Source organism: Pseudomonas fluorescens (genome assembly GCF_902497745.1).
In the GTDB taxonomy this organism is placed as follows: domain Bacteria; phylum Pseudomonadota; class Gammaproteobacteria; order Pseudomonadales; family Pseudomonadaceae; genus Aquipseudomonas; species Aquipseudomonas fluorescens_BM.
The window spans coordinates 122,394-148,125 of sequence record NZ_CABVHJ010000015.1; the positions used below are offsets into that span (position 1 = coordinate 122,394).

Sequence of the window (25,732 nt, forward strand, 5' to 3'; positions counted from 1 at the left end):
GCTGGGGTGAGGGGCTTTTGATCTTTCACGCAGAACCCCAGACACAACAAAGCCCGCACAAGGCGGGCTCTGTTCTGACTCGATCCAGCTTAGAAGCGGAACACTTCCATATCGGTACGAATCGGCGATGCCATCGGTATCTTCGGCTGCTTCTCGGCTTCTGCCGCTGGCGCTGCCGGTTTCGGTGCCGATTTACGCGGTGCTTCGGCCACCGGCGGCTGATTGGCCAACGGTTTCAACGCCACCGACAATTGCTCGGCCAGACGCTGCAACAAGATCCCCTGCGCCTGCACCTGCGACGCCGTACTGCCGGCATGCAGCTCCTGCAGATGAACGATGCGGTTATCACGCACCTGACCACGACGGTCGATCAGACGCCATTGCGCATCAAGGATCGCCGGTTGTTTCTGACCGGAGTCCAGACGCGTGATGGTCAACAACACCTGCACATCCGGGGTAAACCCACCGGTAGCCGGTGCCAGCACCACACGTTGGCTGTCCAGATGACCCGCCACCTGGCGCATCAGCAACTGATCGATATCCGACGAAAGGCTGCCAGCCCAACGACCGTCGGTCGCCGCTTGCAGACTGCCGTCCGGTTGACGTTGCAGCAATGTCTCACGTTGCAGGTAATCAGCTACGACTACCGGACCCAACAAAACCGCCATGCCTGCGCTTTGCGCAGGCTGAACCGGACTTCCGCTGTCCAGTTGATACAGCGACACCGGCTGGTGAACGCTGCAACCCGCCAGGCCCAAAACGCCGGCGAGCAGGAAAATAAGGGGGCGCAGAGCAGTCATCATCCCGTCCAGGTGGCCGCCACAAGGCTGACCACAGTGAAAATACTCAATAAATATGAAGAACGCTCAGCCACGCCGGCGCTTGGAAAGGCCATATCATCCGTGAATATGCGTTCCGACTCCAGCGCCAAAGCGTCGATCTACGCGTTAAATCGTGGATCGAGCTCTCTAGGACGCCTAATTGAGGTTTTCGACGAGCAGCGCATCCACTCTCTGGAAGCCCCTCGGCAGCTTATTGCCACGACGTCCACGCTCACCTTTGTAGTGTTCGAGGTCGTCGGCCTTCAGCGACAAGGTGCGTTTTCCGGCCTGCAACACCAAAGTGGCGCCTTCCGGAAGTACGGCGATGTCCGTGACATATTCTTCGCGACTGGCCACACGCTCACCGGAAATACCGATGATCTTGTTGCCTTTGCCCTTCCCTAATTGTGGCAGATCACTGATTTTGAAGATCAGCAGGCGACCTTCGGTCGTGACCGAGGCCAGCCAGTTGTGCTCACGATCGGCAACCGGACGTGGCGCGATCACCTTGGCATTGTTCGGCAGGCTCAACAGGGCTTTACCGGCCTTGTTCTTGGCTTGCAGGTCTTCGCCTTTAACCACAAAACCGTAACCGGCGTCGGAGGCGATCACGTACAACGCGTCGTCTTCCGGCATCAGCACGCATTCAAACGAAGCGCCCGGTGGCGGAGTCAGACGACCGGTCAACGGTTCGCCCTGGCCACGCGCCGACGGCAGCGTATGCGCAGCAACCGAATAGCTGCGGCCGGTGGAGTCGATCACCACGGCAGACTGGTTGGAGCGCCCCGCCGCCGAGGTCTTGAAGCCGTCGCCAGCCTTGTACGACAGGCCGGTCGCGTCGATGTCGTGACCTTTGGCCGAACGGATCCAGCCTTTTTCCGAGAGGACGACGGTGACTTTCTCGTTCGGCAGCAGATCGTGTTCGGTCAACGCTTTGGCTTCGGTGCGCTCGACGATTGGCGAACGGCGGTCGTCGCCATAGGTTTCGGCGTCTTTGATCAGCTCGGTGCGCACCAGTTTTTTCAACTTGGCTTCGCTGCCCAGCAGGGCTTGCAGCTTGGCTTGTTCCTTGAGCAGTTCGTCCTGCTCGTCGCGCAGCTTCATTTCTTCCAGTCGCGCCAACTGACGCAGACGGGTGTCGAGGATGTAGTCGGCCTGAATCTCGCTGAGGGCGAAACGCTCGATCAGCTTGGCTTTCGGGTGTTCCTCGGTGCGGATGATGTGGATCACTTCATCCAGGTTGAGGTAGGCAATCAACAAACCGTCCAACAGGTGCAGGCGACGTTCGACCTTGTCGAGGCGGAATTGCAGGCGGCGACGCACGGTCAGCACGCGGAATTCCAGCCACTCGACCAGCAAGGCCCGCAGGTTTTTCAGCTGCGGCTTGCCGTCCAGACCGATGATGTTGACGTTGACCCGGTAGGTCGACTCCAGCTCGGTGCTGGCGAACAGGTGCTGCATCAGCGCTTCGTGATCGACGCGGCTGTTGACCGGAATGATCACGATGCGGCACGGGTTTTCGTGGTCGGATTCGTCACGCAGGTCAGCGATCTGCGGGGCTTTCGACGGTTTCGCTTGCATCAGCGCGGCGATCTGCTCCAGCACTTTGGCACCCGAAACCTGATGCGGCAGCGCGGTGACGATGATGTCGCCGTCCTCGACGTGGTACACGGCGCGCATGCGCACCGAGCCCTTGCCGGTTTCGTACATTTTCAGCAGGTCGGCGCGCGGCGTGATGATTTCCGCTTCGGTCGGATAGTCCGGGCCCTGAATGTGTTCGCAGAGCTGCTCGACCGTGGCTTTCGGCTCATCGAGCAGACGCACGCACGCGGTCGCGACTTCGCGCAGGTTGTGCGGCGGCACGTCGGTGGCCATGCCTACGGCGATACCGGTGGTGCCGTTGAGCAGGATATTCGGCAGGCGCGCCGGCAGCACCAGCGGCTCCTGCAGGGTGCCGTCGAAGTTCGGCCCCCAGTCGGCAGTGCCCTGGCCCAGTTCGCTGAGCAGCACTTCGGAATAACGCGACAAGCGTGCTTCGGTGTAACGCATGGCGGCGAAGGACTTCGGATCGTCCGGCGCACCCCAGTTACCCTGGCCGTCTACCAGCGTGTAGCGATAGCTGAACGGCTGGGCCATCAGCACCATTGCTTCGTAGCACGCCGAGTCGCCGTGCGGGTGAAACTTGCCGAGCACGTCACCGACGGTACGCGCCGACTTCTTGTGCTTGGAATCGGCGTCCAGGCCCAACTCGCTCATCGCATAAATGATGCGACGCTGTACCGGTTTCAGGCCGTCGCCGATATGCGGCAAGGCACGGTCCATGATCACGTACATGGAGTAGTTGAGGTAGGCACTTTCGGTGAAGTCGGCCAGCGAGCGGCGTTCTACACCGTCCAGGCTGAGATCAAGGGGGTTGCTCATGCAGGCCTCATCGGTTCGTTGTCTGGCGCAGCAGCATGGTGCCACCGCGCTGAGTAAATTCAAGTTTGTTCAGGGCGCTCATGCCGAGCAACACCTGATCGCCATGCAGTCCCGGCGCCACCAGTGCGCGGACGTCCCGCAGCACGATGTCGCCCAGTTGCAGGCGGGCAATTTTGGTCCGATAGCCCTGGCTCAGGCCGTTGGCCGTGCTCAGGGTCACACCGAAACCTTCTTCCAGCTTCAAACGCTTGGCCAGATCCGCCGGGATCGCTACATCGGTTGCGCCGGTGTCGAGCATGAACTCCACCGGTTCGCCGTTGATCTGGCCGCTGGCGACAAAATGCCCTTGGGCGTTGCCGGCCAGCTTAACTTCGATAAAACCTTCGCCCTGCTCCGAGCTGACGACTACGTTCGGATTCTGCTGGCGTTGCTCCCACTGGCCGAAAAACCGTGTGGCCAGAAACAGTGCCGCGCACCACGCCAGAATCATCAGCACCCGACCGGCGCGCTTGCCCGGCGGTTGCTGACTCATGGCTTGGCGCTCCAGCCACCGTCAGGCGCGGCGAAGCGCCAGACGATCGGGCGAACCTCACCGTCGGCCCGCGGGCCGAAATTGTTGTCGACGCCGACCCATGCACCCTCAGCGTCAACGATCAGCGCCTCTTCCAACCCGAAGTTCTGCGAGTAACGGCGGTTGGCCTGCAACAGTTCAGCGGCGTACGACCAGCAACGCTCGACCTTGGCGGTCTGCGCATCACGCCGACAAATCTGGAAGGCGTTGCGCTCAAGGGTAAACAATTTGCCGTTAAACAACGAAAGGTCGGAAAAGTCTCGGTCGACCGCTCTGGCCTTCGGGAACTGCGGTGGCTGCATTTCCTTGCCGCCCTCGCTGAGCAGCACGCAACGACCGTCGCAATCCCACACCGTCTGCTGGCGCTTGATCAGCAGCAAGCCACGGCTTTGCCGCTCGGCGGCAAGCCACATCTGATCGCCCGCCGGGCTGATCGCCAGGCCTTCGAAGATCGCATTGAAATGCAGGAGCATGCCGCTGGCCCGCGCTTCGCGAACCATCATCGGCGAGATCTTCAGCCAGTTGACCGGGCCGCTGACGGGCACCTGCAAGACCGCCGCATGGCCCTCGCTGACAATGTAGCGATTGCCGGCGCTGTCGCAGCTGATGCCCTCGAAATCCAGATCGCCACCGCGCACGAACGACGCGGCCCAATTGCGCGAGCGCAACCCCCACGGCAAACCGGTCTCAGGCACCAGCGGTACGTCGATGTGCAACGCTTCGGCCTGCCAGACCTGATCGGCGGTATTGAGCCGATAGATCTGATCGTCATCACGGTCCGACACCGTCCACAACTCGCCGCCACACATGGCCAGCCCCGACAGGTTACCGCCGCGCATGCCTTCGACCGGGTGCCCGGAGAGCACGCGCAACTCCTGCAACGGCTCGGCCGACACATTCATTGCACTCAGCAGCAACGCACCCGCCAAGGCCCAGCCAAACCGCATCAGGCCAGCACCTCGGCGAGGTTACCTTTGGATTCGAGCCAGGTCTTGCGGTCACCGGCGCGTTTCTTCGCCAGCAGCATGTCCATCATTTCCGAGGTTTCGGCGAAGTCTTCACCCAGCGTCAGTTGCACCAGACGCCGAGTGTTCGGGTCCATGGTGGTTTCACGCAGCTGCGGCGGGTTCATTTCACCCAGACCTTTGAATCGGGTGACCTGTGGTTTGCCGCGCTTCTTTTCGGCGACCAGACGATCGAGGATGCCGTCACGCTCGGCTTCGTCGAGGGCGTAGTAGATCTCTTTGCCCAAGTCGATGCGGTACAGCGGCGGCATGGCCACGTAAACGTGACCGGCATCCACCAACGGGCGGAAATGCTGGACGAACAACGCGCAGAGCAGCGTGGCAATGTGCAGACCGTCGGAGTCGGCGTCGGCGAGGATGCAGATCTTGCCGTAACGCAACTGGCTCATGTCTGCGGCGCCCGGATCGACACCGATGGCCACGGCGATGTTGTGCACTTCCTGGCTGGCCAGCACTTCGCTGCCGTCGACTTCCCAGGTGTTGAGGATCTTGCCGCGCAACGGCAGGATCGCCTGGAATTCCTTGTCCCGCGCTTGCTTGGCGGAACCGCCGGCGGAATCACCTTCGACCAGGAACAGTTCGGAACGCATCGGATCCTGCCCGGCGCAGTCCGCCAGTTTGCCCGGCAGCGCTGGGCCCTGAGTAACGCGTTTGCGCTCGACTTTTTTGCTCGCTTTCAGGCGGCGACCGGCGTTGTTGATCGCCAGTTCGGCCAGCGCCAGACCGGTTTCCGGGTTGGCGTTGAGCCACAGACTGAACGCGTCCTTGACCACACCAGAGACAAACGCCGCCGCTTCACGGGACGACAGACGTTCTTTGGTCTGGCCGGAGAATTGCGGCTCCTGCATTTTCATCGACAGGACGAAAGCGATGCGCTCCCAGACGTCTTCCGGCGCCAGCTTCACACCGCGCGGCAGCAGGCTGCGGAACTCACAGAACTCGCGCATCGCGTCGAGCAGGCCCTGACGCAAACCGTTGACGTGGGTACCGCCCTGCGCCGTCGGGATCAGGTTGACGTAGCTTTCCTGCACCGCGTCGCCACCTTCCGGCAACCACAGCAGCGCCCAGTCGACCGCTTCTTTGTTACCGGCGAACGCGCCGCAGAACGGCTCGTTCGGCAGGCGTTCGAATTCGCTGACGGCGTCGACCAGATACGAGCGCAGGCCGTCCTCGTAGTGCCACTCGACTTTCTCGCCGGTGCCTTTGTCTTCGAAACTGACCAACAGCCCCGGGCACAACACAGCCTTGGCCTTGAGCACATGCTTGAGGCGACTGATGGAGAATTTCGGTGAGTCGAAGTATTTCGGATCCGGCGCGAAGTACACGCTGGTGCCGGTGTTGCGCTTGCCGACGGTGCCGACGATTTCCAGCTCGGAGGCTTTGAAGCCGTCGTTGAAAGTCATCTGGTATTCGTTGCCGTCACGCTTGACGCGTACGCGCACTTCGGTCGACAAGGCGTTGACCACGGAAATACCTACGCCGTGCAAACCGCCGGAGAACTGGTAGTTCTTGTTGGAGAACTTGCCGCCCGCGTGGAGCTTGGTGAGGATCAGCTCGACGCCAGACACACCCTCTTCCGGGTGGATGTCGACCGGCATGCCACGGCCGTCGTCGCTGACTTCCAGCGAGTGGTCGGCGTGCAGGATGACCTGCACCGATCTGGCGTGGCCCGCCAAGGCTTCGTCGACACTGTTGTCGATGACTTCCTGGGCGAGGTGGTTCGGCCGACTGGTGTCGGTGTACATGCCGGGGCGTTTGCGCACCGGGTCGAGGCCCGAGAGGACTTCGATGGCGTCGGCGTTATAAGAGCTAGCGCTGGGAGTGGCCATAGGGTCTCGTCGTCAGTCATTCATGAAATAGGGGCAAGACTTCACAGTGCGGTGAAATCGATTGCCTGATACACATCGGCGCCAATGCCGGCAAAACTCAACAACGCCGGCAATTGCCCGGCAAAACCCTGAAATCCATGGTCGCCACCGGCCTGAATGCGCAAGGCACAGGCGCGGTAATACTGTTGGGCGAGGCGATAATCCAGTGTTTCATCGCCGGTCTGCAACCACACCTGATAACGCTGCGCATCCCGAGGCGCCGGCACTTCCAGTTCGGCCAGCGCCGTGACGTGGTCGTGGGTCAGTTCCCAGGTTTCATCGGTATACAGGTTTTTCTGCGTGCCCAGATAGCCGTCGAACATCCGGTGCGGGCTGACCGCCGGGTTCACCAGCAAGGCTTTCAGGCCATGGCGCTCGGCCAGGTGAGTCGCATAGTAGCCGCCGAGGGAGCTTCCCACCAGCAGCGGGCTGCCCAGCTCCTCGATTGCCTGCTCCAACTGACCGATGGCTTCGCGCGGATGGTGATGCAGGGCCGGGACACGCAGTTTGTCGCTCAAACCCAGTTGCTCCATCACGGAGACCAGCTGACAGGCCTTTTTCGAGGCCGGGGCGCTGTTGAAACCGTGGATATAGAGGATCGAACCGGACATTTGAGCTCCCTGGGTGTCGGTTTGGGTTTGCGGAGTTTACAGGGAGAGAAGAGCGGATTGGGGGGTGGGCTCGATAATTTGGTGTGACAGCACGGGCTGCCCTCACCCTAGCCCTCTCCCGGAGGGAGAGGGGACCGAATGGGGGATATTTGCGAACTACATCGACCTGAACGCTGTGCTGTGAATCCATAATCGACAACGCTGTTACAGGTCGATGGATAGCGAAAGACACCTCGGTCGGCCCCCTCTCCCTCTGGGAGAGGGCTGGGCGGGCGGCGTTCCGATGAGGGTTTTGATTTGTCGCTCAATAACCGTTGGAGCCGTAATCGACTGTGTAGGCGAAACCGGTGACACGTTCAACACCGGTTTCCAACCGCCCATCCGGCAACAACCGCAACCACCGATACCCCGGCGCCTGCTCCCCCACCTTGAAATCCTCACTCCCCGGCTCGAACTGAATGCACGTCGAAGGCGAAGCCATCAACCGCACACCATTGCGCTCGCGATCAAACGCCTGATGCACATGCCCCCACAACACCGCGCGAGCCTGTGGAAAACGATCCAGCACTTCGAAAAACGCGTCTGGATTGCGCAGGCCGATAGGCTCTGCCCACGCACACCCGATCGGCACCGGATGATGGTGAAAGCACACCAGATGATGGCGTTCCGGCGCTTCGCTCAGCGAGCGGGCCAGCAGTTGCAGTTGATCGTCCTGCAGATACCCCGGCACCGAGCCCGGCACTGCCGAATCCAGCAGCGTCACCCGCCAGTTGCCGATATCCACCACAGGCTCCAGCAGCGTGCTCTGCACGGCGGCCTGGGCCATGATCGTCGGTTCGTCGTGATTGCCGGGAATCCAGCGCGCCGGCGCATCGATCTGTGCGCTCATCTGGCGAAACTGCTGATACGACTCCAGCGTGCCGTCCTGCGAGATATCGCCCGTGGCCAGCATCAGGTCGATCTGCGGCTGCTGCGCCAACGCCAGTTCGATGACCTTTTGCAGGCTCTCGCGGGTGTTCATGCCCAGCAGTGTGCCGTCCGCCTCGGCGAACAGATGGCTGTCGGACAACTGCACCAGCAGCGCCGCATCGGCGGTGGTCAACGTAGATACGCTCGGCAAGGCGCTCTCCCAAGGCAAAAGCACGGAATCGATCAAGTGCCGCAATTATGCTGGGGGATCAGTGAAAGAGGAAACCGCCGAACCGGACACAGTTCACAACTAGCGTACGACTTCGTACTCATGCCCCAACGCCAGGCAATGACTCAGCCATTCCCCCAGGAACAGATTGAGCTGGGCCTTTTCATCTGGCTGATGCATGGCCGCGTTCGGGTAAGGATAGATGCCGCGAAAGCGTCGTGCATGTTCGGCGCTGACCACTTCGGCCATGCGTGCGTCGTGATAGACCTGCACTTCCAGTTGCGGCACTGGCAGCCATGGCAGGCTGTGTTCCTGACGCACCTGCAAAGTGGTGGTGTACGGGCAGGTTTGCAGCACTTCAAGGGCCAGCACGCCGAGCATCTGCTCGCCTTGGGTCACGGCGATGCGCCGCGCCTCGGGCTCGTTGCGCATGTCCGGTAGCAGTCGCATCAGGCGCGCGTAGTTGGCCTCGCAAGCGGCTTGCAGCCCCACGAGGTCGACTCGATAGCGATCGCGCAACTTGTTTACGACCATAACCCCCTCACTTCGGCGCGATTGAGCGCCAGCCACTGCAAGGCGATGATGCTCGCCGCGTTGGCAATGCGTCCGTCACGGACGGCCTGCAAGGCATCTTCAAAGGCCCAGACCGTGACTCGGATATCTTCTGCCTCTTCTTCCAGGCCATGCAGGCCGCCAACGCCTTCGGTGCTGCAACGCCCCAGATACAAATGCACGAACTCGTTGCTGCCGCCCGGCGACGGGAAATACTTGGTCATCGGCCACAAGGCCTTGATGTCCAGACCAGCTTCCTCCTGCGCTTCGCGGTGAGCAACTTCTTCCGGCACTTCTTCTTTGTCGATCAGACCAGCGACCAGTTCGACCAGCCACGGGTTATCGGTCTTGCCCATGGCGCCGACGCGGAACTGTTCGATCAACACCACTTCGTCGCGTTGCGGATCGTACGGCAGCATGCACACGGCATCGTGGCGCACGAACACTTCACGATTGATCTCGCGGCTCATGCCCCCGGCGAACAATTCGTGGCGCAGGTGCAAACGGTCGAGCTTGTAGAAGCCCTCATAGCAGCGTTCGCGCCGCACGACGTCGACGGTGGTCGGAATGGCATTGGCAAAATCAGTCATAAGCATCCTCTTTACTGCACATCCATTACGAAGTTGCTTTTGGTGACTGGCAACCTCGACTTCGCGCCATCCTAACGCGCCCGAACGGTTTGATGCAGCCCCTTTACCGTCAGCGGGATGGACGGTGGAGGCGAAACCCACTCTAATTAGCTTAGTGGCGAACTGACTGCTTCGTTGAGAGTCGAAGCGGTAACTTTTTGCCTTCCCCTGCTTTCGAAAGGACGCCCATGTCGCTTTTCAAAATTGCCTCCGTGGCCGCCATCGCCCTGACTCTGGGCGCGTGCGCCAGCCTGTTCCAGCCCAATTACCGTACGCCGCTGGAAACCACCCGCGATACATCGGAACAGCTTAAGCCTGGATGTTCCAACCCTGACTGCCCGCTGGTGAACATCGACACCCTGCGCTTCCCGGCCGAACCTGCGCTGGACGGCATCATCGAAAAACGCCTGCTGCAAATGACCCGCACCGAGAAGAACGCCCCGGTAGCGCCGACTCTGGCGGCCTATCGCGATCAGTTCCTGGCCAGTGCCGGCCCGCACAACAGCAGCTACCTGCAAGCAAAAGTACGTGAGCAGCATGACGGCTTGGTGATCATTGAGGTGTCGAGCTACCTGGATACCGGCGGCGCCCATGGCACACCGGGTCGCGGCTTCATCAACTATTCGCGCCAGCAGCACAAGGTGCTGAACCTGTCCGACATGTTGCTGCCGGGGCAGGAAGAGGCGTTCTGGAAGGCGGCGCAGGTGGCGCACAACAGCTGGCTGATCAGCACCAAGCTCGATCAGGAGCCGGAGTTCGTGGCGAACTGGCCGTTCGTGAAAACCCCGAACGTGGCGCTGACCTATGGCGGCGTGATCCTCAAGTACGACGTGACCACCATTGCGCCTTACGCGCTGGGCCACATCGAACTGAAGATCCCTTATCCGCGTCTGAACGGCATTCTCAAGCCTGAGCTGTTTCCCGGCCGTAACTGAAGGCCCGGCCCAGCACTAGCTGCAACAGCCCTGCCAGCACCAGCGCCGGCAGGGTTGCGCCGACATCCGGATACAGATTCGCCAGCAAGTGGTAGGTGCTCACGCCACCCAGCCACGCCAACAGCGCCGGCCAGCGCAATGCGGCCGACGCGACTTGAGCACTGCGCTTGCGCAGGATGAAGTGATCGACCAGCACCACGCCGAACAGCGGCGCAAACACCGAACCGATCAACAGCAGGAAATTCTGGTACTGCGCCAACGGCGCCAGCAGTGCGATCAGCGTGCAGATCACGCCGATGGCCAAGGCCAGATGCTCGACTTTCAGGCGCAACAGAATCCCGCTTGATACCGCTGCCGAGTGAATGTCGGCGAAGGCATTTTCCGACTCATCGAGCAGAATCAGCAGCAGCGGAATGCCCAGACCGGCACCAGCCAGAGCCAGCAACAGCGCGTTGACTTCACCGCTCGGCGCGAAGGCCAGGGTGTAGGCGACGCCGAGGCTCATCAGCCAGAAATTGCCGATGAAGAAACCCAAAGCGGTGCCACCGAAAACGTTCTTCGCACGCTTGCCGAATCGCGAGTAATCGGCGATCAGCGGCAGCCACGAAAGTGGCATCGCAATAGCGATGTCGAAACCCACGGCAAAAGGCATCGAACCGTCACCGGCGCGCGACCAGAGATCGGCCAGATCGGCTTTGGCAAACAGGTTCCAGGTCAGCCACAGGCACGCCGCCAGCAGCAGCCAGATGCCCCACTTGCGCAGAATCTGCCGCACAAAGGTCAGCGGCCCGCTCACCGCGAGCAGCGTCGCCAGAGCGCCGAAAAACAGCGTCCACAACAGCGGGTTCGACCACAGCGAACCCTCGCTGAACGCACGGGTGCCGAGCAGGCTGGCGGCATCGCGCATGACGATAATTTCGAACGAGCCCCAACCGATCAGTTGCAGCAGATTGAGCAGCGCCGGCAGGCTCGCGCCTTTGCTGCCCAGGCTGAGTTTCAGCGCGGCCATCGACGACAGGCCGGTATCGCTGCCGATCACGCCAACGGCGGCCAGCAACAGTACGCCGACCAGCGTGCCAAGGAAAATCGCCAGCAGCGAACCGGACAGGCCCAGGCCGGGCGCGAGCAATGCGCCAGTCTGCAAAACCATCAGGCCGATGCCGAGGGAGAACCACAGGGAAAACAGATCGCGACCGCCGAATACACGCTTGTCGGCGGGCACGGCGAGGTCGGGGGAATAGGTGCTGGGTTGAATGCTCAAGGGTGTTATCTCAGAGGGACATTTGTTGTTGTGTTGATCGCATTCGCGAGCAGGCTCGCTCCCACACTTGAATGCATTCCAAAGTGGGAGCGAGCCTGCTCGCGAAGGGGCCCTTGCAGGCCCACCCTTTCAGGTCAGATCAAACCTTTTTGTACAGCTGACTGCCTTCCTTCTTGAAGCGCTCGGCCTGTTCCGCCAGGCCTTGGGCGACGTCCACGTCGACCGCGTCGATCCGCTGGTTGGCCGCGTACTCGCGGACTTCCTGCGTGATCTTCATCGAGCAGAATTTCGGCCCGCACATCGAACAGAAGTGCGCGACCTTGGCCGAATCCTTCGGCAGGGTTTCATCGTGATACGAACGCGCGGTGTCCGGATCCAGACCAAGATTGAACTGGTCTTCCCAACGGAATTCGAAGCGCGCCTTGCTCAAGGCGTTATCGCGAATCTGTGCGCCCGGATGCCCTTTGGCCAAGTCCGCTGCGTGGGCAGCAATCTTGTAGGTGATGATCCCGGTCTTCACGTCATCCTTGTTCGGCAGACCCAAGTGCTCCTTCGGCGTCACGTAGCAAAGCATCGCGCAACCGAACCAGCCGATCATCGCCGCACCGATACCCGAGGTGATGTGGTCGTAGCCCGGCGCGATGTCAGTGGTCAGCGGGCCGAGGGTGTAGAACGGCGCCTCGTCGCAGCACTCGAGCTGCTTGTCCATGTTCTCTTTGATCAACTGCATCGGCACGTGGCCCGGGCCTTCGATCATGGTTTGCACGTCGTGTTTCCAGGCGATTTTGGTCAGTTCGCCGAGGGTTTCCAGTTCGCCGAATTGAGCGGCATCGTTGGCGTCGGCAATCGACCCCGGACGCAAGCCATCACCCAGCGAGAAACTGACGTCATAGGCTTTCATGATTTCGCAGATTTCTTCGAAATGCGTGTAGGCGAAGTTTTCCTTGTGATGCGCCAGGCACCACTTGGCCATGATCGAGCCGCCACGGGAAACGATACCGGTCACACGTTTGGCGGTCAGCGGCACATAGCGCAGCAACACACCGGCGTGAATGGTGAAGTAGTCGACGCCCTGCTCGGCCTGCTCGATCAGCGTGTCGCGGAACAGCTCCCAGGTCAGGTCTTCGGCCGCGCCGCCGACTTTTTCCAGGGCCTGATAGATCGGCACTGTGCCGATCGGCACCGGCGAGTTGCGGATGATCCACTCGCGGGTTTCGTGAATGTGCTTGCCGGTGGACAAGTCCATGATGTTGTCCGCACCCCAGCGAATGCCCCAGGTCAGTTTCGCCACTTCTTCTTCGATGGACGAACCCAGCGCGCTGTTGCCGATGTTGCCGTTGATCTTCACCAGGAAGTTACGGCCGATGATCATCGGTTCCAGTTCGGTGTGGTTGATGTTGGCCGGAATGATCGCGCGGCCACGAGCGATCTCGTCACGCACGAATTCAGGGGTGATGATTTTCGGCACGCTGGCGCCGAAGCTGTGACCCGGGTGTTGCTGGTCGAGCAGGCCGGCGGCGCGGGCCACTTCAAGTTTCATGTTTTCGCGGATGGCGACGAACTCCATCTCGGGCGTGATGATGCCCTGACGCGCATAGTGCATTTGCGTGACGTTGGCGCCGGGCTTGGCGCGGCGCGGGTTGTTGACGTGGGCAAAGCGCAGCTTGGTCAGTTCCGGATCAGCAAGGCGCTCGCGACCGAAGTTGGAGCTCAGGCCGGCCAGGCGCTCGGTGTCGCCACGGTCGTCGATCCACGCCGAACGCACATCGGCCAGGCCTTTGCGCACGTCGATGACCACGTTCGGATCGGTGTACGGGCCCGAGGTGTCGTAGACAGTGACCGGCGCGTTGATTTCGCCGCCGAAGTCGGTCGGCGTCACATCGAGGGTGATTTCGCGCATCGGCACGAGGATGTCCGGGCGCGAGCCCTGAACGTAGACTTTTTGCGAACGGGTGAACGGCTTGACCGATTGTTCGTCGACCTTGGCCGAGTCACTCAGGTTGATCGCGTTTTTTGATTTTGTAGTCATCACGGGCTCTCCAGACAGCATCCAGGCAGTGGATTGTCGGAGCAGAACCTGAAAGGCACGGACGCACCAGGACCGGTGCTGTGCATCGTCGTCGAGCGTTCGATTGTCGAACAATTTCCCGGACGAAGCACAAGAGGACTCGCCGGGTGACGAGAAATCTTGTTCCCTACGCAGGCGCTAACCTGATCAGGTTCAACGGGATCCGAAATTATTCGATCTCAGCCTCATAGCAAGGCACCCCGACAAGAACCCGGCCAGTCTAGACACAACCGGCAAAGAACGCCAACACCGCAGCAAACACCATGATGAATGGCATAAATACAGGGGCTTGGCCGATTGTTGTGAGGCAAATGCGCAACTACACTCGCTTTGCCCTGCCATGCCTTGACGCTGCGGAGCCTGCGCCTTACCTTTGGCGCCCGGATTACTTCCATAATATTAATGCTAGGGATCGCCTCATGCTGCGCAAACTCTCACTGGCTGTTGCCGTGTCTTGTGCGTCCAACGCAATGGCCTGGGCAGCAGAAGCGCCCTTGTCGACCAAAACCGATCTGGTCAGCGTCTATCAGGAAGCGGTCGACAACAACGCCGACCTCGCCGCCGCTCGCGCTCAGTACGGTGCGCAGAAAGAAGTAGTGCCACAGGCCCGCGCCGGGTTGCTGCCGAACCTGTCGGGCGGTGCCGAAGTGGCCAATGTGCGCACATCGATCGATCAACCCTCGGCCACTGCCAATCGCAGCGCACACTCGTATCAGGCGACCCTGGCCCAGCCATTGTTCCGCGCCGATCGCTGGTTCCAGTACCAGGCCGCGAAGGACGTCAACGAGCAAGCCGCGCTGCAACTGTCAGCGACCGAGCAGAACCTGATCCTGCAATCAGCCGAAAGCTATTTCAACGTGCTGCGCAGCCAGGACAACCTCGCCTCGACCAAGGCTGAAGAAGCCGCGTTCAAACGCCAGCTCGATCAGTCCAACGAGCGCTTCGACGTCGGCCTGTCGGACAAGACCGACGTGCTGCAATCGCAAGCCAGTTACGACACCGCGCGGGCCAACCGAATTGTCGCCCAGCGTCAGGTCGATGATGCGTTTGAAGCGCTGATCACCCTGACCAACCGTCAGTACAACTCGATTCAGGGCATCGTCCATACGCTGCCGATCCTGCCGCCGGCGCCAAACGATGCGAAGTCCTGGGTCGACACGGCAGCGCGGCAGAACCTCAATCTGCTTGCCAGCAACTACGCGGTCAGCTCCGCCGAGCAGACCCTCAAGCAGCGCAAGGCCGGCCATTTGCCGACCCTCGATGCCGTGGCCAAATACGAAAAGGGTGACAACGACGCCCTCGGTTTTTCCAACCCGAACGCTTTCGGTGTGCCATACCGTGACAACGTCGAGCAAAGCACAGTCGGCTTGCAACTGAACATCCCGATCTACAGCGGCGGGCTGACCAGCTCGCAGGTGCGCCAGTCGTATGAGCAACTGAATCAGAGCGAACAACAGCGCGAATCCCTGCGTCGGCAGATCGTCGAAAGCACCCGCAATCTGCACCGTGCGGTGAACACCGACGTCGAGCAGGTGCAGGCGCGCCGACAGTCGATCATCTCCAACCAGAGCGCAGTGGAAGCCACGGAAATCGGTTATCAGGTCGGTACGCGCAACATCGTTGACGTGCTCGATGCGCAGCGGCAGCTATACACCTCGGTGCGCAATTACAACAACACGCGCTACGACTACATTCTCGACAATCTGCGTTTGAAGCAGGCAGCGGGGACGTTGAACCCGGGTGATCTGGAGGATCTGCGGCGGTATCTGAAGGCTGACTACAACCCGGACAAGGATTTCCTCCCGCCGGATCTGGCCAAGGCTGCCGAGGCGCAGCTCAAGGCCCGCCCTTAAGCCTTAAAAACAAAAGATCGCAGCCTTCGGCAGCTCCTACAGGAAACGTATTCCAATGTAGGAGCTGCCGAAGGCTGCGATCTTTTTGCTTTACTTGATCAATCGGCCCAAACCATCCAGCAAACGCTGCAACGCGCCCTGGTTGCGGCGCATCACCGCCAGCCCGGCCTCGGCCATACGCTGCGCATCACGCGGCAATTCGAACAAGCGTTGCACCTCCACCGCCAGCCCTTCGGCATCATCCACTTCCGCCAACGCCCCGGCTTCACGCAATTGCGCGGCGATGTCGAGGAAGTTGAACAGGTGTGGGCCACTGATCACCGGTTTCGCCAGTGCTGCCGGCTCCAGCAGGTTGTGCCCACCGTTGGCCACCAGACTGCCGCCGACAAATGCGCTGTCCGCCAAGGCATAGAGAAACAGCAACTCGCCCATGGTGTCGCCGAGCAGCACCGACGTCTGCGCATCGACATTGGCTTCGGTCGAGCGCCGAACCGTGGCAAAGCCTTCGCGCTGACACAGTTCGAACACCGAGTTGAAGCGTTCCGGGTGACGTGGCACCAGGATCAGCAACGCATCCGGGTGATTGGCCAGCAAGCGACGGTGGGCATCGAGCACCACTTCGTCCTCACCTTCGTGGGTGCTGGCGGCGATCCACACTGGGCGCTCCAGCGCCTGCCACTGCCCGCGCAGTTCAGCGGCGCGTTGCAGCAATTGCGGGTCGATGGTCAGGTCGAACTTGATCGAACCGGTGACTTCGACTGTCTCCGCACGCGCGCCGAGATTACGGAAGCGCTGGGCTTCTGCTTCGGTCTGTACGGCGAATAAACTCATTTCGGCGAGCATCGGCGCGGTGAGTTTGCTGAAGCGGCCATAGCCGCGTGCGGAACGCTCGGACAAGCGCCCGTTGGCCAGCGCCACCGGGATTCCCCGCTTGGCGCACTGATGAATGTGGTTGGGCCACAGTTCGGTTTCCATGATCACCGCGAGCTTTGGCTGCACGCGATCAAGAAACCGCGCCGCCGCACACGGCAAGTCGTAGGGCAAATAGCAATGCTGGATGCGCGGCTCGTTGGCGAACAGCGCCTGAATGCGCTCCGAACCGGTCGGCGTCATGCAGGTCACGGTGATCGGCAACTGTGGATAGCGTTGCAGCAAGGCGCGGATCATCGGCGCCGCAGCAATGCTTTCGCCCACCGACACCGCGTGCACCCAGATGCCGCCGGGTTGCAGCGTCGGCATGCCGTAGGAGAAGCGTTCGCCAATCCGCTTGGCATACGCCGGCGCCTTGCGCGCTCGCAGCCACAGCCGAATCGCCACCAATGGCAGCCCCAGGTAAAACAGCGCGGTGTACAGAGTTCTATTCATGGCGGCGGAGTTTATCGGCTTTTGCCGCTGATCGCGCGCAAGTGCACGGCAAAACGTTCGGCCAGCCAACGCGCGGCCGGGCCGAGTGGCTCGTCGCGGCGCCAGACCAGTTCCACCACCAGCGCCGGCGGCGTCCACTCACTGTCCAATTCAACCATCAAACCTTGATACGCCGAGTACTGCACCACATGCCGTGGTAACCAAGCCCAGCCGAGATCGCGCACCAGCCATTCGGACATGACGTAGAAACTGTCCGCGCGCCACACCTGCGGGCTGGCCGGCTCGTTGCCGGGATAGACGCTGGTTTGTGTCGACATCAACAATTGCCGGTGTTGGGCCAGTTGCTGGCAGGTGACATAAGACTGCTGCGCCAGCGGATGATTGATGCCGCACACCGTGACCATTTCGACGCTGCCGAGCACGCGGCGCTCCAGCGCTTCAGGGATTTCGTCGTGATAAAACAGCAGGCCAAGGTCGGCGCGACGCTCGACCAGTTTGTGCGCGACCTCGCCTTGCGCGGCGCTGGTCAGTTGCACTTCAAGACTGGGGAATTGCTCGGCCAGTTCACCGAAACTTTCCACCAGCGCCTGATACGGCATCGCCTCATCCTGGGCCACGCGCAGTTGCGCTTCCTGGCCGCGCATCATCGCCATCGCCCGGCCATTCAGACGCTCACATTGGCGCAAGACTTCACGCGCCTCTTCCAACAGCGCCTCGCCCGCCTCGGTGAGCGTTGGCTGGCGGCCGCTGCTACGCTCGAACAGGCTCACGCCCAAATCATCTTCGAGCATGGCAATCGCGCTGCTGATCGCCGACTGCGCTTTGCGCTGCTGCCGCGCCACGGCGGAAAACGAGCCATGTTCGGCGACGTCGACAAACACCCGAAGTTGATCCAGATTCCACTGCATGCTGATTCGCCAACCCATCTTCAGAACAGATAGGTAATGACTTTACCCCATCTGGCGAATCACTAGAATGCCGCCTCAGCAAGCAACGTTTCATATGAGGATTTGAACCATGAACGCCTACGCCTACCTGGCCATTGCCATCTGCGCCGAAGTGATCGCCACCGTGTCGATGAAAGCCGTCAAAGGCATCAGCACGCCGCTGCCACTGGTGCTGGTTATCGTCGGCTACGCGATTGCGTTCTGGATGCTGACACTGGTGGTGCGCACCGTTCCGGTCGGCGTCGCCTATGCAGTCTGGGCAGGGATGGGCATTGTGATGGTCAGCGTGGCGGCACTGTTCATCTACGGACAGAAATTGGATATCCCGGCGATGCTGGGGATGGCGTTGATCGTGCTCGGCGTGGTGGTGATTCAACTGTTCTCGAAAACTGCCGGGCACTAAAATCCAACCACAATTCCTGTGGGAGCGAGCTTGCTCGCGAAAGCGGTTCGTCAGACGCATGATTGCTACCTGACACACCCTCTTCGCGAGCAAGCTCGCTCCCACATTTGGTTCTGCGTTCAACCTGTTGATCATCGACAAATCCCGCGCTTTCCCGAGTCTGTATACTGCGCCCTCGTCTTGAACACTGAGGTCGCTGCATGCCATCCGTTATTTCCACCGACGTTCTGATTGTCGGCGCTGGTGTCGCCGGCCTCTGGCTGAATGCGCGTCTGCGTCGTCAGGGTTTTTCGACCGTGTTGGTGGAAAGCGCCAGCCTCGGCGGCGGGCAGACTGTGAAGTCCCAGGGCATCATCCACGGCGGCGCCAAGTACGCGCTGCACGGTGCACTGACCGGCGCCTCGGAAGCCATCGCCGACATGCCGCGCCGCTGGCGTGAAGCGCTGGCCGGCAATGGCGAGCTGGATCTGTCCGGCGTGCGCCTGCTCTCCGAAGCTCACTATCTGTGGTCGCCGGGCACCCTCGCCGGCAACCTCACCAGTTTCTTCGCCAGTAAGGCCGTGCGTGGTCGCGTTGATCAGGTCAAGGGCGAGCAGCTGCCGCCGGCCCTGCAAGACAAACGCTTCAAGGGCAAGGTCTACCGCCTCGCCGAACTCGTCGTTGATGTGCCGAGCCTGGTACAGCGTCTGGCCGATCTGGCCGGCGATGGCCTGCTCGCCGGGCAGACCATCGAGCCGTTGCTGGAAGCGGGCGTGCTGGTCGGCTTGAAGGTCGACGGCCGCGAGATTCGCGCTCAGCGCATCGTCCTCAGCGCCGGCGCCGGCACTGCTCAACTGCTGGAAGACCTCGGCTTGAGCCAGCCGGCCATGCAACGCCGCCCGCTGCACATGATCATCGCCAAAGGCCCGGGCCTGAAACCGCTGTACGCCCACTGCCTGGGTGGCGGCACCAAACCGCGCATCACCGTAACCACCCACCCGGCCGCTGACGGTCAGTGGGTCTGGTACATGGGCGGCGACATCGCCGAAAGCGAAGGCGTGCACCGCGAGCCGGCCGAGCAGATCGCCACCGCGCAAAAGGAAATCGCCCAGTTATTGCCGTGGATCGACCTCAGCACCACGCAATGGGCGACCCTGCGCGTTGATCGTGCCGAGCCGCTGCAAACCGGGCTGAGCCGCCCGGACAACGCATTTCTCGCCGAACAGGGCCGCTTGCTGGTCGGCTGGCCGACCAAACTGGCGCTGGCGCCGGACTTCGCCGATCGCGTGATTGCCTCACTGGAGCGCGACGGTATCCAGCCGCACGCCAGCGAACCGTTGCCGGCCCTGCCAAAACCACCGATGGGCATTCCCGCCTGGGAGCAACTGCTGCCATGACCATTGCCAGCCTGCATGACTTTCATCGCCCGCTGGGCAGCACCGGCCTGACGGTTTCGCCACTGGGCCTGGGCACGGTCAAACTCGGCCGCGACCAAGGGGTGAAATATCCCAACGGTTTTCAGATTCCCGGCGACGATGAAGCGCGGATGCTGCTGCGGCAGGCACGCGATCTGGGCATCAACCTGATCGACACCGCCCCGGCCTATGGTCGCAGCGAAGAACGCCTCGGCCCGCTGCTACGCGGCCAGCGTCAAGACTGGGTAATCGTCAGCAAGGTCGGCGAAGAGTTCGCCGAAGGTCTCTCGCATCACGACTTCAGCGCAGCGCACACGCGGATGTCGGTGGAACGCAGCCTGCAACGTCTTGAAACCGATTTTATTGACCTGGTGCTGGTGCATTCCGACGGCAACGACATGGCGATCCTCGAGCACGAAGAGGTTTACGCGACACTCGCGGCGCTCAAGGCCGAAGGCAAGATTCGCGGCTTCGGTTTCTCCGGCAAAACCGTCGAAGGTGGTTTGAAAGCTCTGGAGCAAGGCGACTGCGCAATGGTCACCTACAATCTGAACGAACAAAACGAGAAGGCTGTCATTGACTATGCTGCTGCCCACGGCAAAGCCATTCTGGTGAAAAAAGCCCTGGCCAGCGGTCACGTGTGTCTGAGTCCGGGCGTGGATCCGGTACGCGCCAGCTTCGAATTGCTGTTCGCCCAGCCTGGCGTAGCCAGTGCTATTGTCGGCACGATCAACCCGCTGCACCTCGCCCACAACGTTGCGACCGTTGCCCAGGTCCTGCGTGGTCACTGACGCCGCCTCGCGGCCTTAAGCAGGAGCCGATATGCCGCGCACGCTCATCAGAAAGAACCCAAGCAACTTCAAGACCCTGCCGCTGTTCGTCGAAGCCACCCCGGAAGGCCTGACCTACCAAAGCGTCGGCATGCCGCTGAACTTCGCGCAGACCTTGCAGCGGCGCAAACCAGTGAGCGTGGCCGACACCGAGCGCTTCTCGCTGGAACTGGCCAACCTCGGCGTTTCAGTGCGCCTGACCCTGCATTGGCAGAATCGCGATTATTGGGTGCTGGTGCGCCAGCGCCGGCAGGATCGCGGTGACGTCGTGCTGAAGTTGATTTCCGGTTACGTGCCGGCCCACGAACTGAATATTCCGCTGCACACGGCAATTCAGGAAATTGCCGAAGAGTGCTTGCTGGAAACCCCGGAAGGCTGGCTCGGCGGACGCTTCAACGACACCTGGCTGCCAGCGCCCTATTCGGCCGCATTGCATTATCGCGAGGCCCTGCCGTTTCGCCTGACCCCGTTGTCCGGCTCGGCGCGGCCAATACGCTGCGCCAACCTGCAATTGCTGGAGCGGCCACGGGCCTATGTGCACCTGCCGACCGCGTCACTGCAATTGATCTACGATTTGCGCCTGGATGTGCCCAAGGAAGCCAAATCCCTGAGCCTGTTCCACGTCGACGAGCGTCTGGAGGGTGATCAACTGGTGGCCCGGCTCGACCGCAAACGCCCTGATCTGTACTTGATGCCCCTCAAGGACGGCGCGCCACTGGCCGAGTTGTACACACTCAAGCGCGACAAACTGGTACCGGCCAGCACCCGAGGTCTTTATCTGGCCGAGAGCTTTGCCACACAAACCGGTTGGGTTGTACGCGAAGAGCGGATTCGCTGGAAGGACTGGTTGGTGCAACAGGGCCTGCAACCGGCGAAAGCCCCGCGTCAGGGGCTCAAGCAGTTGAGTATCAAGGCGCTGCGATTAGTCGGGCTGGGCAAAAAAACCGCTAAATAGCGGATTAGCGGCGGCGATCCCACCACGTACGCAACGCGGCAAATAAATGGAAGTAGCGATTTTCGCGCTTGCCCATGCCGCGCTTGGGCGAGAACGATTCTTCAGCGAATGCACCGGTAATACGTACCCGAGACGCCTGGGTCGGCAGCGTGCAGACTTTGGCGTCCACCTTTTGCAGGGCATATTTGAGCAAGCGCTCGGAATGCAGCTTGCGGCCCGTCGCCTTGCAGAAATCGAAAATACGCTCGATGCGCTTGCCGTACGCGACATACGTATCGCGCCCGCACACCGCAAAGCGGTCGTTCAAGCCGCCCCACCACTGCCAGTCCGGAATATAAGCGTTGTGCTTGCGAGCCTCGGGGTGAGCGAAGACATAGCCAGGCAATGCCGTGTGAAAGAAATTGTCCGGGCGCACGAACACGACGAAATCCGGATTGAACGGCTCGATCATGTTGGTCACGGTGTGCAATGAGTTGAGCTGATAGATCAAGTTGCGCAATGACGCGTAGTCATCGGCCCAAGTGTCGCCCTGTGCTTTGACCTGCTCGAAATCCCAGCGCTCCAGCACGCCTGCGGTCGAGGTGAGTGTGCCGGTCATCGATTCGAATGGCTGGTAGTTGTCCGCCTTCAGTTCGCCTTTCTCGCCGGATCGCGTGTTCTGCACCTCATCGATCTTGTACAGATGGTAGAAGCACTTTACTTCGCTACCCGCAGGCAACTGCGCCAGCACGTTCTGCTCGATGGAAGGGAAACAGATTTGCGAGTTTCTCGGGATTCCGAAAAAAGCCACGGCAATTTTCAACACTCAACAGCACCTTTTGAAAGTAGATCGGGCCTGCTGGCAACCGGATTCACGACGTGACTTACTTTTGCCGAAACAGCTTTTGCCACCAGCGCCGGGGCTGCAATGGCACCACGATGATGTCTGATTTCTGCAGCCAGTCGCGCTCATAGTCCCAGGCATGGCCACCCCACAGTTTTCCTGCTTCGTTGGAAAACCCGAGGGTCATGAGCTGATAGCTATAACCGGCATGAGCGCGCAACCAGTCGAACAACACCAGCGTGTTGAAGCCAGTAGACGGCCCGACATAACGCTTGCCGCCCGGTCGGTCGACCGGGTAGTTCCACAGTGGCGGCAGTGGAATGCGATCCCAATACATGGCCACGCGTGGCAGTGGGCACATCGGTGCGGCGCAGCCCACCAGCATGCTGAAACAGCGGTCGCTCGCCTGTTCGAACATCTGCTGTACCGGCGGCGCGTAAGGCAGACCAAAAAAATACGCGTCCGGCGCGTTGTAGCCATGCACAAAGACATTGACGCTCTGCGTGTTGAGCAGCGCCGCTTTGATGCAGGTATTGAAGCTGACGACGACGTCATCGGCGCCAATGTTCAGCGCCTGAAAGTCCGCCACGGTGATGGCCGGGTTGTTGGCAATCAGCACAACCCGAGGCGCACGGCTCAGACACTCGAGAAGTTCTGTCGGTAAAGCCCCCAGTACGGACTGATTACCACCGGGCAGCGCATCCAGCGCCATGTGTTCGTCCTTCATTCAGACTGGCACCTTCATCCCGTAACGCAGCTTCACCCAGAAACGTGTGAACGCAGAGGGCGGCTGCCATGGGCGCATCTCACGCTGGATTTCCGTGGCCAGTGCCTGACCGACCCGGGCAAAGGAATAGCGGCTTTGCGCGAATTCCTGGCCGTTACGGGCAATACGCTCTGCCAGTTCCGGGTCGCTTTGCAGCAGCTTGATCTTTTCCACCGCCTCGTCTTCGCTGCGGTAGAACACGGTGTTGTGCATGTCTTCAAAGCCGAGCAGGCGGTCTTCTTCGCCCTGGCTCCAGGCCAGCAGCACACAGCCGCAGGCCATGGCTTCGTAGTTCTTGATCATGAACTCGTTCATGCCGATGTCGGCACTGACAAAAATCCTGATGCGATTGAGCGTCTGCAGGTATTCCGCGCCTGACTTGGTGCGGGTCACCAACATACCGGTACGCCTGGAGAGCGATTCGAGCATGGCTTTGCGCTCGGCATACTCGGTGCTTTTCAGACTGCCAAGAAAACCGATGGGAATGTCCCGCTCAACGCCAGTGTTGTGCAGCATCTGTTCGTCATAACCTTTGGAGACGAACACCGTGTCGATACCTTCCGCCAGCATCTTGCGCGCGACAACGGCACCGGACACCAGCGCCCGACAACTCGGCAGACGACTATAGAGCCGTGAATACACGCCACGGTACTTACTCGCCGGCATGTAGTTCTGGTACGCGTCGTGCTCGAGAAAGACCAGCCCCGGTATACATTTGAGCACCTGCAGTTGCGTGGCCAGACGCTTGACCCGGGAGAAAATCACCACGCGATCGAAGGTCTGGTAATCGACCGAGGCGAGAAACGACCCCAGATTCAACTGCTGCTGTTTGCTCAAACGATAGATGAAACATTCATCACAGTTCTGCTGCACGATGTCGTAGAGCCGGTCGAGAATGACCCGCTGCTCGTCCATCACCAGGAGCATGACTTTCATAGGTTAATTGACCACGCGACGTAGGCTGGCAAGCGCATCGGATTCAAAGCTGCCCAAATCAACGGAAACGGCAAAATCCCCAAGGCAAAATCCGTTCACACGCAGTACACAACGGTAAAAATTCATCTGGTCAACGACTGCGGATTTTTTCGACAATCGCAGTTGTCGAGCTGTTTTCCACAAGTCCCAAGACCTTCACGGTGCCGCCATAAGCCGTGACGATATCTGCGCCGACCACCTGATCGATGCCGTAATCGCCACCCTTGACCAGCACGTCCGGCTTGACCTCGCGCAGCAGGTTTTCCGGGGTACCCTCAGGGAAGCTGATCACCCAGTCCACAGCACCGAGTCCGGCGAGAACGGCCATGCGCCGGTCAACACTATTGATCGGTCGGCCCGGGCCTTTGAGGCGGCTGACCGATGCATCATCGTTGACCGCGACAATCAGACGATCGCCCTGTGCCCGCGCCTGCTCCAGATAGGTGACATGCCCGGCGTGCAGGATGTCGAAGCAGCCGTTGGTGAAGACAATCTTCTCGTTGTGCGCGCGGGCATCGGCGACGGCGAGCAACAATTGCTCCAGACCCAGAACACCGCGCTCGGAACCTTCTTCACGCTGGATCGCGCGACGCAATTCCGGGGCACTGATGGCGGCTGTACCGAGTTTGCCAACCACGATGCCTGCGGCCAGGTTGGCCAGGGCGACGGCATGAGGCAGGTCTTCACCGGCGGCAATCGCTGCGGCCAGGGTAGAAATCACCGTGTCACCGGCACCGGTGACGTCGAACACTTCGCGGGCACGGGCCGGCAAATGCAGCGCCGGCTGGTCCGGACGCAACAGGGTCATGCCGTGCTCGCCACGTGTTACCAGCAGCGCGCCGAGTTCAAGGTCGTGCATCAATGCAGCGCCCTTGCTCACCAGCTCATGCTCATCGACGCAACCGCCGACAATGGCTTCGAACTCGCTGAGGTTCGGGGTAATCAGGCTCGCGCCGCGATAGATCGAGAAATCCTTTCCCTTCGGGTCGGCCAGCACCGGAATATTCTTCGCGCGGGCAGCCTGGATCAACGCCTGATGGTTTTTCAGGGCGCCTTTGCCGTAGTCGGAGAGCACCAGCACCTTGATGCCTTCGAGCAGGTCGTCGACCTGCGAACCGAGGGCCAGGGCGTCAGTGGCGAACGGCTCTTCAAAGTCGATACGCAGCAGTTGCTGGTGCCGGCTCATGACCCGCAGCTTGACGATGGTTGGCTGGTGCGCGATGCGCTGGAACAGGGCGCGTACGCCCGCGCCTTTGAGACTGTTGCTCAGGCTGTCGGCGGCTTCGTCATCGCCGGTCACACCGACCAGCGACGCCGGCGCACCCAGCGCGGCAATGTTCAAGGCAACGTTCGCGGCACCGCCCGGACGATCTTCGATCTGCTCGACCTTAACGACCGGCACCGGCGCCTCAGGGGAAATCCGTGAGGTTCCGCCATGCCAGTAACGGTCGAGCATGACATCGCCGACTACCAAGACCGGGGCTTGATCGAAACGCGGCATGGACAACTTCATGGAGCAAC

General features: G+C 60.9%; 23 protein-coding genes and 1 riboswitch. Of the genes, 6 read left to right on the plus strand and 17 right to left on the minus strand.

What is annotated here, in order from left to right:
* Window positions 1-89 precede the first annotated feature (89 nt).
* The 9 genes from F8N44_RS22085 to F8N44_RS22125 all read right to left on the minus strand — a co-directional run bounded on the left by F8N44_RS22085 (window position 90) and on the right by F8N44_RS22125 (window position 9,597).
* Complete coding sequence (locus F8N44_RS22085; RefSeq protein WP_150651788.1) at window positions 90-800, minus strand: membrane integrity-associated transporter subunit PqiC; 711 nt, start codon at window positions 798-800, stop codon at window positions 90-92.
* A 177-nt stretch (window positions 801-977) separates the two neighbouring features.
* Window positions 978-3,242: a DNA topoisomerase IV subunit A gene (gene parC, locus F8N44_RS22090; protein WP_034151664.1), complete on the minus strand. Its 2,265-nt coding sequence runs from the start codon at window positions 3,240-3,242 to the stop codon at window positions 978-980.
* Window positions 3,243-3,249: 7 nt separating this feature from the next.
* Window positions 3,250-3,774, minus strand: a complete 525-nt coding sequence (locus tag F8N44_RS22095; protein WP_053116749.1) for a TIGR02281 family clan AA aspartic protease — start codon at window positions 3,772-3,774, stop codon at window positions 3,250-3,252.
* Entirely contained in the window at window positions 3,771-4,760 is a 990-nt protein-coding gene (locus F8N44_RS22100; RefSeq protein ID WP_150651789.1) for an esterase-like activity of phytase family protein, read from the minus strand. Before F8N44_RS22100 ends, F8N44_RS22095 begins: the two co-directional genes overlap by 4 nt.
* The gene (gene parE / locus F8N44_RS22105) at window positions 4,760-6,667 is read right to left on the minus strand and encodes a DNA topoisomerase IV subunit B (protein ID WP_093430155.1); all 1,908 of its coding nucleotides are present in this window, start codon (window positions 6,665-6,667) and stop codon (window positions 4,760-4,762) included. The genes F8N44_RS22100 and parE overlap by 1 nt, the downstream gene beginning before the upstream one ends.
* Window positions 6,668-6,708: 41 nt before the next feature.
* Window positions 6,709-7,317 (minus strand): YqiA/YcfP family alpha/beta fold hydrolase, encoded by a 609-nt coding sequence (locus F8N44_RS22110; RefSeq protein WP_150651790.1) that lies wholly within the window; start codon window positions 7,315-7,317, stop codon window positions 6,709-6,711.
* A 304-nt stretch (window positions 7,318-7,621) separates the two neighbouring features.
* Complete coding sequence (gene cpdA / locus F8N44_RS22115; RefSeq protein WP_150651791.1) at window positions 7,622-8,437, minus strand: 3',5'-cyclic-AMP phosphodiesterase; 816 nt, start codon at window positions 8,435-8,437, stop codon at window positions 7,622-7,624.
* A gap of 99 nt (window positions 8,438-8,536) precedes the next feature.
* Entirely contained in the window at window positions 8,537-8,989 is a 453-nt protein-coding gene (locus F8N44_RS22120) for a DUF1249 domain-containing protein (RefSeq protein ID WP_016985685.1), read from the minus strand.
* Complete coding sequence (locus F8N44_RS22125) at window positions 8,980-9,597, minus strand: NUDIX domain-containing protein (protein WP_150651792.1); 618 nt, start codon at window positions 9,595-9,597, stop codon at window positions 8,980-8,982. The genes F8N44_RS22120 and F8N44_RS22125 overlap by 10 nt, the downstream gene beginning before the upstream one ends.
* A 227-nt stretch (window positions 9,598-9,824) precedes the next feature.
* Here F8N44_RS22125 and F8N44_RS22130 point away from each other — a divergent pair, with 227 nt between their 5' ends.
* Window positions 9,825-10,571 (plus strand): RsiV family protein, encoded by a 747-nt coding sequence (locus tag F8N44_RS22130; RefSeq protein WP_150651793.1) that lies wholly within the window; start codon window positions 9,825-9,827, stop codon window positions 10,569-10,571.
* Here F8N44_RS22130 and cytX read toward each other — a convergent pair.
* Window positions 10,540-11,832, minus strand: coding sequence for a putative hydroxymethylpyrimidine transporter CytX (cytX, locus tag F8N44_RS22135; protein WP_150651794.1), 1,293 nt, complete (start codon window positions 11,830-11,832; stop codon window positions 10,540-10,542). The two genes, F8N44_RS22130 and cytX, sit on opposite strands and share 32 nt — an antisense overlap.
* Before the next feature lie 139 nt (window positions 11,833-11,971).
* The gene (gene thiC, locus F8N44_RS22140; protein WP_150651795.1) at window positions 11,972-13,861 is read right to left on the minus strand and encodes a phosphomethylpyrimidine synthase ThiC; all 1,890 of its coding nucleotides are present in this window, start codon (window positions 13,859-13,861) and stop codon (window positions 11,972-11,974) included.
* 146 nt (window positions 13,862-14,007) lie between these two features.
* Window positions 14,008-14,113, minus strand: a riboswitch (TPP riboswitch).
* Window positions 14,114-14,319: 206 nt separating this feature from the next.
* On the opposite strand from thiC, the gene F8N44_RS22145 reads away from it, so the two are divergent.
* A complete protein-coding gene (locus F8N44_RS22145; RefSeq protein WP_150651796.1) occupies window positions 14,320-15,753 on the plus strand; it encodes a TolC family outer membrane protein in 1,434 nt (477 codons plus the stop codon).
* A gap of 90 nt (window positions 15,754-15,843) precedes the next feature.
* Here the strand turns inward: F8N44_RS22145 and waaA are convergent, their stop codons facing one another.
* Complete coding sequence (gene waaA / locus F8N44_RS22150; protein ID WP_150651797.1) at window positions 15,844-17,118, minus strand: lipid IV(A) 3-deoxy-D-manno-octulosonic acid transferase; 1,275 nt, start codon at window positions 17,116-17,118, stop codon at window positions 15,844-15,846.
* Window positions 17,119-17,129: 11 nt separating this feature from the next.
* Complete coding sequence (locus F8N44_RS22155; RefSeq protein WP_191630936.1) at window positions 17,130-18,032, minus strand: LysR family transcriptional regulator; 903 nt, start codon at window positions 18,030-18,032, stop codon at window positions 17,130-17,132.
* Between the two features lie 103 nt (window positions 18,033-18,135).
* Here F8N44_RS22155 and F8N44_RS22160 point away from each other — a divergent pair, with 103 nt between their 5' ends.
* The 4 genes from F8N44_RS22160 (at window position 18,136) to F8N44_RS22175 (ending at window position 21,647) form a co-directional block, all read left to right on the plus strand.
* Complete coding sequence (locus tag F8N44_RS22160; RefSeq protein WP_007915730.1) at window positions 18,136-18,468, plus strand: DMT family transporter; 333 nt, start codon at window positions 18,136-18,138, stop codon at window positions 18,466-18,468.
* Window positions 18,469-18,668: 200 nt separating this feature from the next.
* Complete coding sequence (locus F8N44_RS22165) at window positions 18,669-19,844, plus strand: NAD(P)/FAD-dependent oxidoreductase (RefSeq protein WP_150651799.1); 1,176 nt, start codon at window positions 18,669-18,671, stop codon at window positions 19,842-19,844.
* A complete protein-coding gene (locus tag F8N44_RS22170; protein ID WP_150651800.1) occupies window positions 19,841-20,653 on the plus strand; it encodes an aldo/keto reductase in 813 nt (270 codons plus the stop codon). The genes F8N44_RS22165 and F8N44_RS22170 overlap by 4 nt, the downstream gene beginning before the upstream one ends.
* 31 nt (window positions 20,654-20,684) lie before the next feature.
* Complete coding sequence (locus F8N44_RS22175) at window positions 20,685-21,647, plus strand: metal ABC transporter ATPase (RefSeq protein WP_150651801.1); 963 nt, start codon at window positions 20,685-20,687, stop codon at window positions 21,645-21,647.
* Window positions 21,648-21,651: 4 nt separating this feature from the next.
* Here the strand turns inward: F8N44_RS22175 and F8N44_RS22180 are convergent, their stop codons facing one another.
* The 4 genes from F8N44_RS22180 to hldE form a co-directional block, all read right to left on the minus strand.
* Window positions 21,652-22,452 (minus strand): hypothetical protein, encoded by an 801-nt coding sequence (locus tag F8N44_RS22180; protein WP_150651802.1) that lies wholly within the window; start codon window positions 22,450-22,452, stop codon window positions 21,652-21,654.
* A 58-nt stretch (window positions 22,453-22,510) separates the two neighbouring features.
* The gene (locus F8N44_RS22185; RefSeq protein WP_150651803.1) at window positions 22,511-23,197 is read right to left on the minus strand and encodes a hypothetical protein; all 687 of its coding nucleotides are present in this window, start codon (window positions 23,195-23,197) and stop codon (window positions 22,511-22,513) included.
* Entirely contained in the window at window positions 23,198-24,172 is a 975-nt protein-coding gene (locus tag F8N44_RS22190) for a glycosyltransferase (RefSeq protein ID WP_150651804.1), read from the minus strand.
* Window positions 24,173-24,302: 130 nt separating this feature from the next.
* On the minus strand, window positions 24,303-25,724 hold the full coding sequence (gene hldE, locus F8N44_RS22195) for a bifunctional D-glycero-beta-D-manno-heptose-7-phosphate kinase/D-glycero-beta-D-manno-heptose 1-phosphate adenylyltransferase HldE (RefSeq protein WP_093430139.1): 1,422 nt from the start codon (window positions 25,722-25,724) through the stop codon (window positions 24,303-24,305).
* Between the last annotated feature and the right edge of the window lie 8 nt (window positions 25,725-25,732).